15 protein-coding genes, 1 tRNA gene and 1 other RNA gene are annotated in these 16,150 nt (G+C 70.3%); 9 read left to right on the forward strand and 8 right to left on the reverse strand.

What is annotated here, in order from left to right:
• Positions 1 to 125: 125 nt before the first annotated feature.
• The 3 genes from QBE02_RS02410 to QBE02_RS02420 all read left to right on the forward strand — a co-directional run bounded on the left by QBE02_RS02410 (position 126) and on the right by QBE02_RS02420 (position 2,287).
• Complete coding sequence (locus tag QBE02_RS02410) at positions 126 to 677, forward strand: hypothetical protein (protein ID WP_279366992.1); 552 nt, start codon at positions 126 to 128, stop codon at positions 675 to 677.
• A gap of 140 nt (positions 678 to 817) precedes the next feature.
• Positions 818 to 1,624, forward strand: a complete 807-nt coding sequence (locus tag QBE02_RS02415) for a hypothetical protein (RefSeq protein WP_279366993.1) — start codon at positions 818 to 820, stop codon at positions 1,622 to 1,624.
• 159 nt (positions 1,625 to 1,783) lie between these two features.
• On the forward strand, positions 1,784 to 2,287 hold the full coding sequence (locus QBE02_RS02420; protein WP_056231415.1) for a DUF3145 domain-containing protein: 504 nt from the start codon (positions 1,784 to 1,786) through the stop codon (positions 2,285 to 2,287).
• Between the two features lie 155 nt (positions 2,288 to 2,442).
• Here QBE02_RS02420 and QBE02_RS02425 read toward each other — a convergent pair whose 3' ends face one another.
• From QBE02_RS02425 to aceE, 6 genes are all read right to left on the reverse strand, one after another.
• Complete coding sequence (locus tag QBE02_RS02425; RefSeq protein ID WP_279366994.1) at positions 2,443 to 3,681, reverse strand: beta-ketoacyl-[acyl-carrier-protein] synthase family protein; 1,239 nt, start codon at positions 3,679 to 3,681, stop codon at positions 2,443 to 2,445.
• Positions 3,682 to 3,749: 68 nt separating this feature from the next.
• Positions 3,750 to 3,998 (reverse strand): acyl carrier protein, encoded by a 249-nt coding sequence (locus QBE02_RS02430; protein WP_022880558.1) that lies wholly within the window; start codon positions 3,996 to 3,998, stop codon positions 3,750 to 3,752.
• 67 nt (positions 3,999 to 4,065) lie between these two features.
• Positions 4,066 to 5,070, reverse strand: coding sequence for a beta-ketoacyl-ACP synthase III (locus QBE02_RS02435; protein WP_279366995.1), 1,005 nt, complete (start codon positions 5,068 to 5,070; stop codon positions 4,066 to 4,068).
• Positions 5,067 to 5,987: an ACP S-malonyltransferase gene (locus QBE02_RS02440; RefSeq protein WP_279366996.1), complete on the reverse strand. Its 921-nt coding sequence runs from the start codon at positions 5,985 to 5,987 to the stop codon at positions 5,067 to 5,069. Before QBE02_RS02440 ends, QBE02_RS02435 begins: the two co-directional genes overlap by 4 nt.
• An 82-nt stretch (positions 5,988 to 6,069) precedes the next feature.
• Positions 6,070 to 7,326 (reverse strand): PucR family transcriptional regulator, encoded by a 1,257-nt coding sequence (locus QBE02_RS02445; RefSeq protein ID WP_279367849.1) that lies wholly within the window; start codon positions 7,324 to 7,326, stop codon positions 6,070 to 6,072.
• 40 nt (positions 7,327 to 7,366) lie between these two features.
• On the reverse strand, positions 7,367 to 10,093 hold the full coding sequence (aceE, locus tag QBE02_RS02450; protein WP_074694976.1) for a pyruvate dehydrogenase (acetyl-transferring), homodimeric type: 2,727 nt from the start codon (positions 10,091 to 10,093) through the stop codon (positions 7,367 to 7,369).
• A 251-nt stretch (positions 10,094 to 10,344) separates the two neighbouring features.
• On the opposite strand from aceE, the gene QBE02_RS02455 reads away from it, so the two are divergent.
• Complete coding sequence (locus QBE02_RS02455; RefSeq protein WP_056231440.1) at positions 10,345 to 11,040, forward strand: DUF1345 domain-containing protein; 696 nt, start codon at positions 10,345 to 10,347, stop codon at positions 11,038 to 11,040.
• On the opposite strand, the gene QBE02_RS02460 is transcribed toward QBE02_RS02455, so the two are convergent.
• Together QBE02_RS02460 and QBE02_RS02465 are read right to left on the reverse strand one after the other, a co-directional pair.
• Entirely contained in the window at positions 11,037 to 11,699 is a 663-nt protein-coding gene (locus QBE02_RS02460) for a CatA-like O-acetyltransferase (protein ID WP_279366997.1), read from the reverse strand. The genes QBE02_RS02455 and QBE02_RS02460 overlap by 4 nt on opposite strands.
• A gap of 46 nt (positions 11,700 to 11,745) precedes the next feature.
• Positions 11,746 to 11,818: transfer RNA gene (locus QBE02_RS02465), tRNA-Val, on the reverse strand.
• A gap of 232 nt (positions 11,819 to 12,050) precedes the next feature.
• Here QBE02_RS02465 and QBE02_RS02470 point away from each other — a divergent pair.
• The 5 genes from QBE02_RS02470 (at position 12,051) to QBE02_RS02490 (ending at position 16,108) form a co-directional block, all read left to right on the forward strand.
• Positions 12,051 to 12,779, forward strand: a complete 729-nt coding sequence (locus QBE02_RS02470) for a zinc ribbon domain-containing protein (RefSeq protein WP_279366998.1) — start codon at positions 12,051 to 12,053, stop codon at positions 12,777 to 12,779.
• Between the two features lie 12 nt (positions 12,780 to 12,791).
• The gene (locus tag QBE02_RS02475) at positions 12,792 to 14,492 is read left to right on the forward strand and encodes a bifunctional 3'-5' exonuclease/DNA polymerase (protein WP_279366999.1); all 1,701 of its coding nucleotides are present in this window, start codon (positions 12,792 to 12,794) and stop codon (positions 14,490 to 14,492) included.
• Positions 14,493 to 14,908: 416 nt separating this feature from the next.
• Positions 14,909 to 15,310, forward strand: a complete 402-nt coding sequence (locus QBE02_RS02480; RefSeq protein WP_279367000.1) for a hypothetical protein — start codon at positions 14,909 to 14,911, stop codon at positions 15,308 to 15,310.
• A 42-nt stretch (positions 15,311 to 15,352) separates the two neighbouring features.
• Positions 15,353 to 15,720, forward strand: an RNA gene (gene rnpB, locus QBE02_RS02485) — RNase P RNA component class A.
• Positions 15,721 to 15,793: 73 nt separating this feature from the next.
• Positions 15,794 to 16,108 (forward strand): hypothetical protein, encoded by a 315-nt coding sequence (locus tag QBE02_RS02490; RefSeq protein ID WP_279367001.1) that lies wholly within the window; start codon positions 15,794 to 15,796, stop codon positions 16,106 to 16,108.
• Positions 16,109 to 16,150: the final 42 nt, after the last annotated feature.

A 16,150-nucleotide genomic window follows, 5' to 3' on the forward strand; every position in this document is an offset into this window, starting at 1 on the left:
GGGCTGAACGCCGGTTATGGCTTGCTTATGCGAAGCGGGCGGGTGCGCGGGCTTCAGGTTCGCTTCAGTCCCGGCTCGAAGTCTGGTCTCAGAGCCGGTGACCGACACCGGACGGGAAGAGAATCATGAACGACGACAACCCCACCCTGCCGCTGCCGCGACAGGACGAGACCCCCGAACCCCGCCACCGCTCGTGGCGTGGACCGGCGCTGATCGCCGGCGCCGTCATCGTGGCCGCCGGCCTCACCGGCGGAACCGCCGCCCTCGCGGCGCAGAGCGGCGGCGCGGGACCCCTCGCCGCCTCATCGACCTCGGCGCCCAGCGCCGACGGCGGCTCCACGGGACCCGGCAGCACCCCCGGTACCGCCCCGACGCCGGGAGCCTCGCCCACGACCCCGGCCGACGGCACGGCTCCGACGCCTCCCGCGGACGGAACCGCTTCGGCGGCACCCGCCGACGGCAAGGGACCCGGCGCGTGCGGACCCGCCGGCCCCGGTGGGCCCGGCGCCCCGAAGGGCGACGCCGCCAAGCCCGCACCACCCGCCGACGGCACGGCGCCCACCCCTCCCGCCGACGGGCAGAAGCCCACGCCGCCCGCGCCTCCGGCCGATGGCACCGCTCCGACCCCGCCCGCGGAGGGGACCGCTCCGACTCCTCCCGCAACGCCGGGCAGTTGAGCAGTGCCCCGCGCGGACCGCCGCGCCACGCCCGGCGCGTGCAGCGAGCGGTCAGCGCGGTGGGGCACGATCGTTCGGTGGCGAGAACTCGGACGCGCCGACGGCGGACGCCCCGGCAACGGCTGATCCGGCGACGACGCATGACATTCGCCGCCGTCGCCGTGGTCCTCGTGGGCCTGATCGCTCTGGCGGTCATCCCCCTCGTCTCCCTCACCGCCGCGTGGAACACGGAGGCACGGCGCGAGGCTATCGACCTCACCTCCTTCGATCCCGGCCACCTCATCGACGACGAGCAGTTCTACGACGGCGACGCCATGACGGCCGACCAGATCCAGTCCTTCCTCGACGACGAGGTGGGGGAGTGCCGCAACGACTCCTGTCTCTCGGTTCTGCGGTCCGACCTGCCCGCGCGGGGGCCGATCGTCTCGGATGCCACGGGCCGCACGATCTGCGAGGGCTACGACGGGGGACAGCTCACCGCCGCCCAGATCATCGACCGCCTGCAACGCGCGTGCGGGATCTCGGCCAGGGTGCTGCTCGTCACCCTCCAGAAGGAGCAGAGCCTCGTGTCGGGCCGAACGGCGCGCGCCCCGTCACCCGAGCAGCTCGGTGCGGCAATGGGGGCGAGATGCCCCGACACCGCCCCGTGCGACGCCGGTGCCGCCGGATTCAGCGCCCAGGTCGCCCAGGCCGCCACCGATCTGAAGTCGTACAGCGCCTCGGACTTCATGCGGCAGCCCGGCACGCACTACCTCGCCTATTCACCGGATCCGTCGTGTGGGGGTTCGGACGTGACGATCGCGAACGCGGCGACCGCGGCGCTGTACAACTACACGCCGTATCAGCCGAACCCGGCGGCCCTCGCCGCGCGGTGGGGGACGGGCGACGCCTGCTCGGCGTACGGCAACCGCAACTTCGCGCTCTACTGGGCGCTGTGGTTCGGCTGACACACCTCGGGCGATCGCGCGATCGCCCGGCGGGACGCGCGGAGGAAATCACAGTGTTGTGATTTCGTTATGCACGGGCGATAATGGCCGGACAACCGAACAATCGCCGGCACTCCATCACAGGTCGTAGGGGAAGACGTACCTGACGAAGGAGAAACCATGGCGATCACGTCTTCGCGCGGAGTGATCCTGATCCACTCCGCGCCCCGCGCGTTGTGCCCCCACCTCGAGTGGGCGGTGGGACGCGCTCTCGGCCGCGCCGTCAACTTCGACTGGGCCGAACAGCCCGTGTTGACGGGCAGCCGTCGCGCGGAGTTCTACTGGGAGGGCCCCGTCGGTTCCGGCGCAGCGCTCGCGAGCGCCATCCGTGGGTGGGAACACCTGCGCTTCGAGGTGAGCGAGGATCCCACGCCCCGCAGCGACGGCGGACGCTGGATGCACACGCCGGGTCTCGGCATCCACTTCGCTCAAACCGATTCGGCCGGCAACGTCGTCATCGCCGAGGATCGCGTGCGCTACGCGATGGAGGTCGCGGCCGGCGACCCCTTCGAGCTGCAGCGCGAACTCGACGTCGCCCTGGGCTCGGCCTGGGACGAGGAGCTCGAGCCCTTCCGCCACGCCGGAGACGACCAGCAGATCGTGTGGCTGCACAAGGTCGGGTGAGCCCGTCGAGTGGGGGAGGCGCCACTACCGGAGGTCGGTGAACACACCCGGCACCGGGACCGCGTATCCCTTGCTTGACGAAACGAGAGCCCCCTGGCATCCCCGATCGCAGTCGGGGGGATGCCAGGGGGCTCTCGTCGTGACGGGGAACGCGCTCAGACCGAGGCGATGGCGACAACGGCGTTATGCCCGCCGAAGCCGAAGGAGTTGCTGATCGCGAGCTGGTCTCCCGCGCCGAGCTCGACGGGCGAGCCCGAGAGCGCGAACGGAACCTCGGGGTCCTGCTCGGTCAGGTTGATCGTGGGGGGCGCGACGCGGTTCTGCAGAGCGAGAACCGTGAAGATCGCCTCGAGGGCTCCGGTGCCGCCCAGAAGGTGGCCGGTGGACGCCTTCGTGGCCGAGACGGGGATCTCGTCGACGCGATCGCCGAAGACGGCGCGCAGCGCCTTGTACTCGTTCGGGTCGCCGACCGGAGTCGATGTGGCGTGCGCGTTGATGTGCGTGACGTCGTCGACCGACGCGCCCGCCATCTCGAGCGCCATGTGCACGGCGCGAGCGGCGCCGAGACCTTCGGGGTCGTTCGCGGTGATGTGATACGAGTCGGCGGTGACGCCACCGCCCACGATCGACGCGTAAATCTTGGCGCCGCGGGCCTTGGCATGCTCCTCGGTCTCGAGGATCAGCACACCGGCGCCCTCGCCCATGACGAAGCCGTCGCGGTCGATGCTGGCCGGACGCGAAGCGGTCTCGGGCGAGTCGTTGCGCTTCGACAGCGCCTGCATCGACGCGAACGAGGCGATCGTGATCGGGTGAATGGCCGATTCGGTTCCACCCGCGATGACGACGTCGGCGAGGCCGTCGCGGATGTGCTGCACCGCGTTGACGATCGACTCGGTGCTCGAGGCGCACGCCGATGCCACGGTGCGCGCGAAGGCGCGGGCGTTGAAGTGGAGGGAGAGGTTTCCGGCCGCCGCGTTCGGCATGAGCATCGGAACCGTCATCGGCATGACCCGACGCGGGCCCTTCTCGCGCAGGGTGTCCCACGCGTCGAGCAGGGTCCAGACGCCGCCGATGCCGGTGGCGAAGTCGACGCCGAGACGGTCGGGGTCGATGTCGGGAGCCCCGGCGTCTTCCCATGCCTCTTTGGCCGCGACCATGGCGAGCTGCGACGAGGGGTCGAGCCGCTTGGCGACGGGTCGCTCGAGCACGGTCTCGGGACGCACGAGCGCCTCGGCCGCGAAGGTGACGGGCAGGTTGTACTGCTCGACCCACTCGTGCTCGAGGGAACGGGCGCCGGAGGTTCCGGCGAGCAGGGCGGACCAGCTCTCGGGTGCCGTGCCGCCGATGGGCGAGGTGGCTCCGATGCCGGTGACGACGATGCGGGGTGTGCTCATGAGCGAAGAATCCTTGGTGCGGCCGACAGGTCGTGACCGGTGGGGGCCGAAGCCCCCACCGGGAGGTGTCAGGACTGGTTCGACGTGATGAAGGTCACGGCGTCGCCGACGGTCTTGAGGTTCTTGACCTCGTCGTCGGGGATGGTGACGCCGAACTTCTCCTCGGCGTTGACGACGATCGTCATCATCGAGATGGAGTCGATGTCGAGGTCGTCGGTGAACGACTTCTCGAGCGCGACCTCGTCGGCCGAGATACCCGTCTCGTCGGTGATGAGCTCGGCAAGGCCGGCGAGAACCTCGTCGTTGGTGAATGCCATGATGTCTCCTGTTTCTTGGGGGCGGGCCTGTCAGGCCCCGATCAGTCTAGGGTTCGACGCTGGCGCGTCAGGGAAGCACGACGACCTGCGCGCCGAACACCAGTCCGGCACCGAAGCCGATCTGCAGCGCGAGGCCGCCGCTCAGCTCGGGGTGCTCCTCGAGCAAGCGGTGGGTGGCGAGGGGGATGGATGCCGCCGAGGTGTTGCCGGTCGTCTCGATGTCGCGACCGATGACGACGGTCTCGGGCAGGCCCAGCTGCTTGGCGAACTCGTCGATGATGCGCATGTTCGCCTGGTGCGGCACGAAGGCGGCGAGGTCGGCGGGCTCGATGCCCGCGGCCTCGATCGCCTGACGGGCGACCTTGACCATCTCCCAGACGGCCCAGCGGAAGACGGTGGGGCCCTCCTGGCGCAGGGTCGGCCACGGGGCGACGCCGTCGCGGAAGTCGGTGAGCGTGGCGTTCATGCCCACGGCGTCCGCCTTCGACCCGTCCGAGCCCCAGATGGTGGGGCCGATGCCGGGGGTCTCGCTCGGTCCGACCACGACGGCGCCCGCGCCGTCGCCGAGCAGGAACGAGATGCTGCGGTCGGTGGGGTCGACGACGTCGCTGAGCTTCTCGGCGCCGACGACGACGACATGCTTCGCCAGGCCCGCCCGCACGAGGGCGTCGGCCTGACCGACGCCGTAGGCGAAGCCGGCGCACGCGGCGTTCAGGTCGTAGGCGGCCGCGGGGTTCGCCCCGATGCGGTCGGCGACGATGGCCGAGGCCGAGGGGGTCTGCTTGGGATTGCTGATCGTCGCGACGATCACGGCGTCGATCTGGTCGGGGGCGATGCCCGACTTCTCGACGGCTTCGCGCGCGGCCTCGGTGGCCAGATCGATGGCATCCGTGTCCTTATTCGCGCGGACGCGCGTGACGATCCCGGTGCGCTGACGGATCCACTCGTCGCTGGAGTCGATGGGCCCCACGAGGTCGTCGTTGGGCACGAAGTTCTCACCGCGCGCGGCACCGTAGGCGTAGATGCGCGTGTGAGCGGCTCCCTGCAGCTGACGGAGGGTGGGGGTGCTCATGCCTGGTCTTCTTTCAGGAGTGAGACGGCCGCGTCGAGGTCGTCGGGGGACTTGACTGCCACGGTGGGGGTGCCGCGCAGTGCTCGCTTCGCGAGGCCCGTGAGGGCACCGGCGGGCGAGAGTTCGATGATGCCGGTCACGCCCTGCTCGGCGAACGAGGCCATGCAGCGGTCCCAGCGCACGGGCGACGAGACCTGGGCCACCACGAGGTCGAGAGCGCGGCGGCCCTCGGTCACGACGGAGCCGTCGGAGTTGGTCCACAGCGTCGTGGCGGGGTCGCGCACCTGCACGTCGGCGGCCGCGGCGCGCAGCGTCTCGACGGCGGGCTCCATGAAGCGGGTGTGGAAGGCGCCCGCGACCTGCAGCGGGATGACGCGAGTGCCGCGCGGGGCCTCGGCGGCGAGCTCGGCCAGGGCGGGGAGTTCGCCGGCGGCCACGATCTGTCCGCCGCCGTTGTAGTTGGCGGGGGTGAGTCCGAGTGCCTCGAGGCGTTCGAGCACAGCGGTCTCGTCGCCCCCGACGACGGCGCTCATGCCGGTCTCGACGGTGGCGGCGGCCTCGGCCATCGCGCGGCCGCGCAGTCCGACCAGGCGCAGCGCGTCCTCATCGGTGAGCACTCCGGATGCCGCCAGCGCAGCGATCTCGCCCACCGAGTGCCCCGCGACACCGGCGACGGAGGTCGTGGCGCGATCGTTCAGCGCAGTCCACGACAGCAGGCTCGCCGCGACGATCAGCGGCTGGGCGACGGCGGTGTCGCGGATCTGATCGGCATCCCATTCGGTGCCGGCGGCGACGAGGTCGACGCCCGCCTGCTCCGAGAAGGCCTCGAGACGCTCACGCGCTCCGTCGAGTTCGAGCCACGGCGAGAGGAACCCGGGGGTCTGAGAGCCCTGCCCGGGGAAGACGGCGATGATCACCGTTCCATCCTGCCAACGATCGAGCCCGCGCTTATGGAGATATCGACACAGATATACGGCGTGTCTTTGTGCGCGCCGTGCATCAGCGCGCCAGGGGCGACCGTCGACCCACGGGTCCGCGACGGCGCGTGGCATCCGTTCCGATCGATCCCAGGATCAGCGCGGTCTGCAGGATGAGGGCCTCGCGGGGCCCCGTGGCATCCCATCCGATGACCTCCGACACGCGCTTCAGGCGATAGCGGACCGTGTTGGGGTGCACGTACAACTCGCGCGCCGTCGCCTCGAGCGAGCGCCCGTTGTCGAGGTAGCTCCACAGCGTCGCCACCAGATCGGCGCTGTGCGCCTGCAGCGGCTGGTAGACGCGATCCACCAGCGTCTGCTTCGCAACGGCGTCGCCAGCGAGCGCGCGCTCGGGCAGAAGATCATCGGCCTCCACCGGCCGCGGGGCATGACGCCACGCGCGGGCGACGGCGAAGCCGGCGAGGGCGGCACGAGCGCTCTGCCCGGCGTCGACCAACGCGGGGACCGGCGGTCCGAGGACGAGATGGCCCGACCCGAAACCGGGCTCGAGACGCTTGGCGATCTCGGGGAAGGGCAGTTCGGCGGAATCCTCTCCACCGCGCGCCGGCAGGTCGGCACGACCGACCACCAGCACCAGGCGCGAGCCCTGCACGCCGATGAGTACGTCGACGCCGAGCTTGCGCGCGGTGCGACGCACCTGGTCGACGTCGAGTTGCGGGGGAGTGGTGCCCACGAGCACCGCGACCTCTCCGTGGCCGTGCCAGCCGAGCGCGGCGATGCGGCTGGGGAGTTCATCGTCGGCCTCGCCGGTGAGGATCGAGTCGACCACGAGCGCTTCGAGGCGAGCGTCCCAGAGGCCCCGGGCCTCGGCGGCGCGTGCGTAGACGTCGGCCGCGGCGAAAGCGACTTCGCGCGAGTACGACAGCATCGCCTCGCGCACCTTCTCGCTGCGTCCGGCGACGCGCTCTTCCATCACCTCGACGGTGACGCGCACGAGCTGCAGGGTCTGCGTCAGGCTGACGCTGCGCAGCAGCTCACGAGGGGCCGCGGCGAAGATGTCGGCGGCGATCGCCGGAGTGGATGCCGGCTCCTCGAACCACTGCAGGAACGAGGTGATGCCGGCCTGGGCGACGAGCCCGACGGCGGACCGCCGGGCCGGCGGCATCTCGGCGTACCAGGGAAGCGTTTCTTCGAGGCGCTGGATGGTCGCCGTCGCGAGATCGCCCGAGATGCGCCGCAGCCAGGTGAGGGTGTCGGCCTTCTCCTGCGCGGCGGCCGCGACCGCCCCCGCAGACCGGTCGGGCCCGGCCCCGCCCATGGAGGCGGAACCGGACCCGTCGGTGGTGCTCGTCACGCGCTCAGGCCTCGCCACCCGCGTTGCCGCTGGTACCGGCGTTGACGTCGTGCAGGCGGTACTTCTCGATGGCCTGACCCACGACCGCGCCGTCGACCTTGCCCTCGGCGGCCAGCGCCTGCAGGGCACGGACGGCGAGCGACGGACCATCGATCTTGAAGAAACGACGGGCCGCGGCACGCGTGTCCGAGAAGCCGAAGCCGTCGGCGCCGAGGGTCCAGTAGTTCTGGGGGACCCACTGGCGGATCTGGTCCTGCACCGCGTGCATCCAGTCGCTGACGGCGACCACGGGGCCGTCGGCTTCCTTCAGCTTGTCGGTGAGGTAGGCCACGCGGGGCTCTTCCTCGGGGTGCAGGAAGTTGTGCTCGTCGGCAGCGAGACCGTCGCGACGCAGCTCGCTCCATGAGGTGACCGACCAGACGTCGGCCGTCACGCCCCAGTCGTCCTTCAGCAGACGCTGGGCCTCGAAGGCCCACGGCACACCGACGCCCGAGGCGAGCAGCTGCGTCCGGGGGCCATCGCCCTCGCCCGCCGAGATGTGGTGGATGCCGCGGACGATGCCGTCGACGTCGACCCCCTCGGGCTCGGCCGGCTGCACGTACGGCTCGTTGTAGACCGTCATGTAGTACATGACGTTGGGGTCGGGGTGGTTGCCGCCGTACATGCGCTCGATGCCCGAGCGCACGATGTGCGAGATCTCGTAGCCGTAGGCCGGGTCGTACGACACCGTCGCCGGGTTCGTCGAGGCGAGCAGCTGCGAGTGGCCGTCGGCGTGCTGCAGGCCCTCACCGGTCAGGGTGGTGCGACCGGCCGTGGCGCCGATGATGAAGCCGCGTGCCATCTGGTCGCCGGCAGCCCACTGAGCGTCGCCCGTGCGCTGGAAGCCGAACATCGAGTAGAAGACGTAGACCGGGATCAGCGGCTCGCCGTGGGTCGAGTACGCCGTGCCCGCCGCGGTGAACGCCGCGAGGGCGCCCGCCTCGTTGATGCCGACGTGGATGATCTGGCCCTGCGGGCTCTCCTTGTACGCCAGCAGGAGCTCGCGGTCGACGGAGGTGTAGTGCTGGCCCTTGGGGTTGTAGATCTTCGCCGTCGGGAAGTACGCGTCCATACCGAACGTGCGCGCCTCGTCGGGGATGATCGGCACGATGCGGTGACCGAAGTCCTTGACCCGCAGCAGGTCCTTCAGCAGACGCACGAACGCCATGGTCGTGGCGATCTCCTGCGTCCCCGATCCCTTCTTGGGTAGCGCGTACGCGGCGTCACCGGGCAGCTCGAAACCGACGTGCGTGGTGCGGCGCTCGGGCAGGAATCCCCCGAGCGCGCGACGACGCTCGAGCATGTACTTGATCGTCTCGTCCTGCTCACCGGGGTTGTAGTACGGCGGCTGGTACGGGTTCTCGTCGAGCTGCGCGTCGGTGACGGGAATGTCCATCGCGTCGCGGAACGACTTGAGGTCGTCGAGCGTCAGCTTCTTCATCTGGTGGGTCGCGTTGCGACCCTCGAAGTGCGGACCGAGGCCGTAGCCCTTGATCGTCTTCGCCAGGATGACGGTGGGCTGACCCTTGTGCTCCTTGGCCGCCTTGAACGCCGCGAACACCTTGCGGTAGTCGTGGCCACCGCGCTTGAGGCCCCAGACCTGCTCGTCGGTGTAGTCCTTGACGAGCTCGAGGGCACGGGGGTCGCGACCGAAGAAGTTCTCGCGCACGTAGGCGCCGTTCTCGGCCTTGTAGGTCTGGTAGTCGCCGTCGGGGGTGCTGTTCATGAGGTTGAGCAGCGCGCCCTCGGTGTCGCGGGCGAGCAGGTCGTCCCACTCGCGGCCCCAGACGACCTTGATGACGTTCCAGCCGGCACCGCGGAAGAAGCTCTCGAGCTCCTGGATGATCTTGCCGTTACCGCGCACCGGGCCGTCGAGGCGCTGGAGATTGCAGTTGACGATGAAGGTCAGGTTGTCGAGACCCTCGTTCGCCGCGACCTGCAGCTGTCCGCGGCTCTCGACCTCGTCCATCTCGCCGTCGCCGAGGTAGGCCCAGACGTGCGAGTCGCTGACGTCTTTGATGCCGCGGTTCGACAGGTACTTGTTCGACATCGCCTGGTAGATCGCGTTGATCGGGCCGAGGCCCATCGACACGGTCGGGAACTGCCAGAACTCCGGCATGAGGCGCGGGTGCGGGTACGACGGGATGCCGTTGGGCGCCTGCGACTTCTCCTGACGGAACCCGTCGAGCTGCGCCTCGGTGAGACGGCCCTCGAGGTAGGCACGGGCGTAGGCGCCGGGGGAGGCGTGGCCCTGGATGAAGATCTGGTCGCCACCCGACGGGTCGTCGAGGCCGCGGAAGAAGTGGTTGAAGCCCACTTCGTAGAGCGCCGCCGACGAGGCGTAGGTGGAGATGTGGCCGCCGACGCCGATGCCGGGACGCTGGGCGCGGTGCACGGTGACCGCGGCGTTCCAGCGGATCCACTTGCGGTAGCGGCGCTCGAGCTCCTCGTCACCGGGGAACTCGGGCTCGTTCTTCTGCGAGATCGTGTTGATGTAGTCGGTGGTCGGAACCATCGGCACGTTCAGGTGCAGTTCTTTCGAGCCCTTGAGCAGGCTCAGCATGATCTCGCGAGCGCGAGCCGGACCCTTCGCCTGGACCAGCTGGCGCAGGGATTCCTGCCACTCCCCGGTCTCTTCCGGGTCGCTGTCCTGCGGCCCCTGCGAATACGGATCCTGGTCGTGAACAGTCACGGAAGACCTTTCGTCGTCTGGCAGGTCATGCCAGAGAATCGCCATACGAGTGCGGCAACCCTTGTTCGCTCCGCACAATCAACCAGCGTCCAGCCTAGCGAGTCGGAACGGGATCGGATGCGCGGGGGGCGCGGGCGATCCTCGCCCTGCGCGCAGACGGTTCGATGTCGAGACGAGTGGATGCCCGTCGAGAACGCCTGCAGCCCCCGCGCCGCGACAGGGCGCTGAGGACGCAGGTCTACCCTGAGCCCGTGAGCACCCATGAGCGCGAGGGCTTCCGCACCCGGCCGGAGCATCGCTGGCCGGTCCTGATCGCCCTGGCCGTCGGTACGGGGCTGTACGCGGTGCTGCCGAATGAGGCGTCCGGCGTGCTCCGCTACGTCGTCGTCATCGCCGGCGTGCTGTGCGCCATCCCCATGGTGGTGACCAACCCCTCCCGACTGTCGCGCGAGTCGGCGGTCGGTCGCGGGTTCGCGCTGGCGTTCACCGCCGTGCTGCTCGTGGCGAACCAGGTCGCGTTCTTCCTGCTCATCCAGCAGCTGCTGCGCGGGGAAGGAAGCGGGGCCGGCACCCTGCTGGGGGCTGCGCAGGTATGGGCGATCAACGTCATCGGCTACGCCGTCGTCTACTGGGAGATGGACCGCGGAGGGCCCATCGCTCGCCGTCGCGACGCACGCGACGAGCTTCCGCCCGCGGACTTCCAATTCCCGCAGGATTCGGACCGCGACGCGGTGAGCGAGGTGGCCCGCCGTTCGTCCGACACCGAGGACTGGGCGCCCGGGTACGTCGACTACCTGTACTTCTCGGCATCCAACGCCATGGCCTTCAGCCCCACCGACGTCATGCCCCTCAGCACGCGCGCGAAGCTGTTCATGATGGTGCAGGCGGTGTCGGGGTTCATCCTTCTCGCGCTGGTGATCTCGCGCAGCGTGAACATCTTGAACTAACGCGACGCCGTCAGCCAGGTCGGGGCGCCCATCAGGTCCTCGAGCTCGGTGACCAGTCGGGCCGCGTGGAACCCGTCTACGACCGCGTGGTGGAGCTGCAGGGCGAGGGGCATGAACAGGCGCTCGCCGCGCTCGACGTACTTTCCGATGGTGACGATGGGGGCGAGATGCGACGCGCCGTTCTCGATGTTGAGGGTGAAGCCCGTGAAGCTCGTCCACGGCACGCTCGATACGTCGAAGGTGTTGGGGGGCAGCTCACCCTGCGGGAAGAAGTCGAGACTGTTCGCGTGAGCGGCGATGGTCTGTTCGGCGCTCGCGTGGAAGGCCGCGAAGTCGGAGTCGTACGGCACCCAGAGACAGGCGAACGTCTCCCGCTCCGTGTGGAAGACCGTGAAGGCCGGGTGCACGACGGTCCAGACGGCGGGAGCGCCCGCTTCGTCGACGCGCATTCGAAATTCCGGATGCCGGTTCACGATCGACGCGATGGCCCAGATCTGCGCGATGGAGGTGCGGCACCCCGCGGCACGCCGAGCCGCCGCGAAGTCGGTGACGTCGATCTCGACGGTCATCGCGTAGGTGCACGGCGACGAGCGCAGATAGTGCTCGAAGTGCTGACGTCGGGGCCACGTCTCGAGATCGATCGGAGTGAGCTGGTCCATGCGCCCATGATCACAGGAGACGAAAGGACGGTGCGGTTCGAAGGGGTGGGCCCTGCCGGGATCGAACCGACGACATCCACGGTGTAAACGTGGCGCTCTACCAGCTGAGCTAAAGGCCCTGGTGGCTCGATTCTAGCCCGGCGGCCGCCACGCTCGTCGGGCAGGGCGACCCGCGTGCCGAGATCACCCGGCTTGCGCGCGACGACCCGCAGTTCGGAGGAGCCGTGGGTCTTCTCGCGCAGGGCGCGTCATCTCGGGATGCTGCGGACTCGCCGCAACCCACCGCACAGCAACGCGGGAGCAGGCGCTCGCGTACCGCGGATGTCCGAGGCCCGGGGTAGCGTGGGGGACGTGAATGCCGATCCCGCCGACCAGCGCAAACTGCTCGACCTCGCCGACCTCGACGCGCGTATCCACCGGGACGAGAAGGTCGCCGGCAACCCGCCGCAGGCCGAGCGCGTGCGCGAGCTCATCACGCAGCGGGCGACGCTCACGCAAGAGCTCTCGACGCGCGCCAACGCCCGCGACGACATCAACGCCGAGCTGAAGCGCCTCGAGTCCGACGTCGCCGTGGTCGACGCCCGCATCGCCCGCGACACCGAGCGTCTCGCCGCGTCGTCGAATCCCAAGCAGGCCCAGGGCTTCGAGAGCGAGCTGGCCTCGCTCACGCGACGCAAGAGCGACCTCGAAGACATGGAGATCGCCCTCATGGAGCGCCTCGAGGCAGCCGATGCCGCCGTCGCCGAGCAAGAGGCCGTGATCGCCGACACCAACGCGCAGGGCGCTCAGCTCAGCGCCGAGGCCAAGACCACCGTCACCGACGCGACCACGCGGCTCGAGGGCGCGCGCCGCGACCGTGACGCCGTGGCCGCTTCGGTTCCCGCCGACCTGCTCGGGCTTTACGAGCGCCTGGCCTCGCGCGGCAACGGTGCCGGACTCCTGCGTGCCGGGGCGTGTGAAGCGTGCCGCATGGTGCTCCCGCCGAGCGATCTCGCTGTCGTCCGCCGCGCGCAGACCGACGAGGTCGTGTTCTGCCCCGAGTGCGGCGCGATCCTCGTCCGCACCGAAGAGTCCCGATAACCCGAGACGGCCGTGGCCTCTGACACGGTCGTCGTCGCCCGCGCGGCATCCGGTTCACTCGTCCTGGTCGAGCTCGACGCCGACGCGAATCCGCTTCGCTCGACCGAGGTCGACGACCTCGTCGCGGCCGTCCGCGCACGCGAGCATGCGGGCGACGTGCGCTGGGTCTGGCCCGACACCACCACCGCCTACCCACCGCTTCTCAGTGCAGGCGTACGCGTCGCGCGCGCGTGGGACCTTCGGCTGGTGCACGCGATCCTGCGCGACGCCGCCGCCGTCGCCGACGGTGCCGGGCTCCGTCGCGCGACCGCGTGGAATGCCGCCTCCACCGCACCCCACACGGGCGACGCCCTCTTCGACCTCGGGGAGTCGGCATCGGGAGTGCCCGAATCCGCCGACGAAGCGGTCGCCGAATACCGGCGCCAGCATGGCGCCATCGCCGCCGCAGCGACACCCGGCGCCCTGCGGCTGCTGGCCGCCGCCGAGTCGGCCGGTGCGCTCATCGCCGTCGAACTGCACGCGGCGGGCGTGCCGTGGAGTGTCGAGGCGCACGAGCGCCTGCTGGAGACCGAGCTCGGGCCGCGGCGCGGCGGCGGGCTCCCGGAGCGCATCGAGCAGACCGCTGCCGTCGTCCGCGACGCGCTCGGCGACCCGAAAGTCTCGCTCGACTCGCAGCCGCGACTGCTGCGCTCCCTGCACCGCGCCGGCCTGCTCGTGCAATCGACGAGCCGCTGGGAGCTGTCCGAGCACGACCACCCCGCCGTCGCCCCGCTGATCGCCTATAAGAAGCAGATGCGCCTCTACACCGCGAACGGCTGGGCGTGGCTGGCCGAGTGGGTGCGCGACGGTCGGTTCCGTCCCGTCTACGTGCCGGCCGGCGTCGTCACCGGGCGGTGGGCCTCGTCGGGCGGGGGAGCCCTGCAGATCCCACGCGCCCTGCGGACCGCGGTGCGTGCCGATCCCGGCTGGACGCTCGTCACCGCCGACGTGGCCCAGCTCGAACCGCGCGTGCTCGCCGCGATGGCGCGCGATACCGCCCTGGCCGAGGCGGCCGCCGGACGCGACCTGTACGCAGGCATCGTCGAACGTGGAGCCGTGGCGAGCCGCGCCGAGGCGAAGCTCGCGATGCTCGGCGCGATGTACGGCGCCACCACCGGCGAGAGCGGCCGCCTCCTGCCGCGGCTGCGCCGGACCTTCCCGCGCGCGATGCAGCTCGTCGACGACGCCGCGCGCACCGGCGAAGAGGGCGGCGTCGTGCACACCTGGCTCGGCCGCACCTCACCCACGGCGGGGGAGTCCTGGCGCGCGCTGCAATCTCGGGCGAGCGACGCTGCGGCATCCGGGATCGACGAAACACGCGCGCGCCGATCCGCGCGCGACCGCGGACGCTTCACACGCAATTTCGTGGTCCAGGGCACGGCAGCCGAGTGGGCGCTGGCATGGCTGGCCGACCTCCGCTCACGTCTCGCGAGGTTCCCCGAGGTGGATGCCGCCCACGCGGCGCCGGCGTCGGGACCGGTGTTCCACCGGGCGCCGCACCTCGCCTTCTTCCTGCACGACGAAATCGTGGTGCACACCCCTCTTGCGCACGCGGATGCCGTGGCCGACGCGGTGCGGGAGGCCGCGGCGTTCGCCGGGCGCTTGCTCTTCGGAGCGTTCCCCATTGACTTCCCCCTCGACCTCCGCGTCGGCACGACCGCAGACAAGGGCTGACGAGCGCTCGGTACGCTCGAGGCGTGATCGAGCTGCCGCTGGTCGCCTATCCGGCCGGAGTGCGGCGCGAACTCGCTCTGCACCGCTTCGCGCGTTCTGTGGGGTTGTCGTAGGCGCGATTCGGCGCACCTCTCGAGATGGGCGGAGTCTTCTTTGCCGAGCGGGCCCCCGGTGCCGATACCTCGTACGGGAGCGCCTTCGAGCTGTATCGGCCACCTTTCGACGATGCCCCGCTTCGCCTGGGCGTCGCCACGTTCGAGGGGGGACGGGATGCCGCGGGCGGGCCGCGCCACGCTTTTCGCTTCCTCGCTCTCCGGCTGCCCCGCCCGATGCCGCACATCATGATCGACTCGGTGCGCAACGGACGCCTTCGAGCCGAGCTACCGGGCGCGCAACGGGTGTCCCTCGAAGGCGAGATGGATCGCCACTTCGCGGTCTACGCTCCTCTCGGCTACGCGCGCGACGCTCTCCAACTCCTCACCCCCGACGTCCTCGTCTGCCTCCTCGAACACGGACGGAACTGGGACGTCGAAGTCGTCGATGACCTCCTGCTCGTGGCATCCACCCGATTCCGGCGGGGCCGGGATGCCACGGAAGTGCCCGCTCTGCTGCGCTTCGCGACCCTCATGGGTGCCGAAGTCCGCACGCAGGTCGTGCCGTACACCGACCCCCGCGCTGTATTCCCCCGCACGCAGGTCGCCGCCGCGGGGAGACGTCTGCGGCGGCGTTCGGTCTGGTGCGACATCGCCATTCTGCTCGGGCTCGTCGTCGGAGTGCCCGCGGCGATCATCGGTGGCGTCCTGCTCGTCGCCCGGTGACGGTGTCGGCGCGGCACGGCCCCGTAGACTAGCGAGCGCGAATGGGTCGGCTGGACGGTCGCGTCACGGGTTCGCCCGTGCCGAGGAACGTCCGGGCTCCACAGGGCAGGACGGTGGGTAACGCCCACCCGGAGCAATCCGCGAGACAGTGCCACAGAGAGCAGACCGCCTCGCCCCCTCGGGGTGCGGGGTAAGGGTGAAAGGGTGGTGTAAGAGACCACCGGGGTCGTGGTGACACGACCCGCGAGGTAAACCTCGTCCGGAGCAAGGCCAGACAGGGGATGACGACGCGGCTCGCCGAGTCCCCGGGTAGGCCGCTGGAGCGGCACGGCAACGTGTCGCCGAGAGAGATGACCGTCCACGGGGTTTCGACCCCCGGACAGAACCCGGCGTACAGGCCGGCCCATTCGCCCCTCGGGGTCGCAGGCAGAAAACCAGTAGTCCGGTCGGCATCTGAGCGCGGCCCGGCTCCGAAGACCTGTCGTGGCACAAGACGACGCACGGGACTTCCTGGTCAACCTCATCGATCGGGCGGACGCGACAGGACGACCCTTCTGGGACGCGACCGCCGACGAGCGGGCGATCGTGCGTGCGCGCTTCGGCACGCCCGCGGCCGCGCTGCGGACGACGCGCAACCGCGACGGCGATTCGGGGGCCGTCGGCGCGGCCGATCTGTTCCTCGGCGCGGCGATCCTCGTCGAGGTCGCGGCGGAGCTCCTGCAGGCGCCGAGCAATGGGTGCACGCGCCAGCAGGCCGTCGCCGCCATGCGCGAGCGGGTGCATCTGCTGCTCGGTTAGACGCGCTCGCGGGTCAACCCCGATGCCGAGTGTCGGACATAT

It is taken from the genome of Microbacterium testaceum (assembly GCF_029761935.1).
Lineage (GTDB): Bacteria > Actinomycetota > Actinomycetes > Actinomycetales > Microbacteriaceae > Microbacterium > Microbacterium testaceum_A.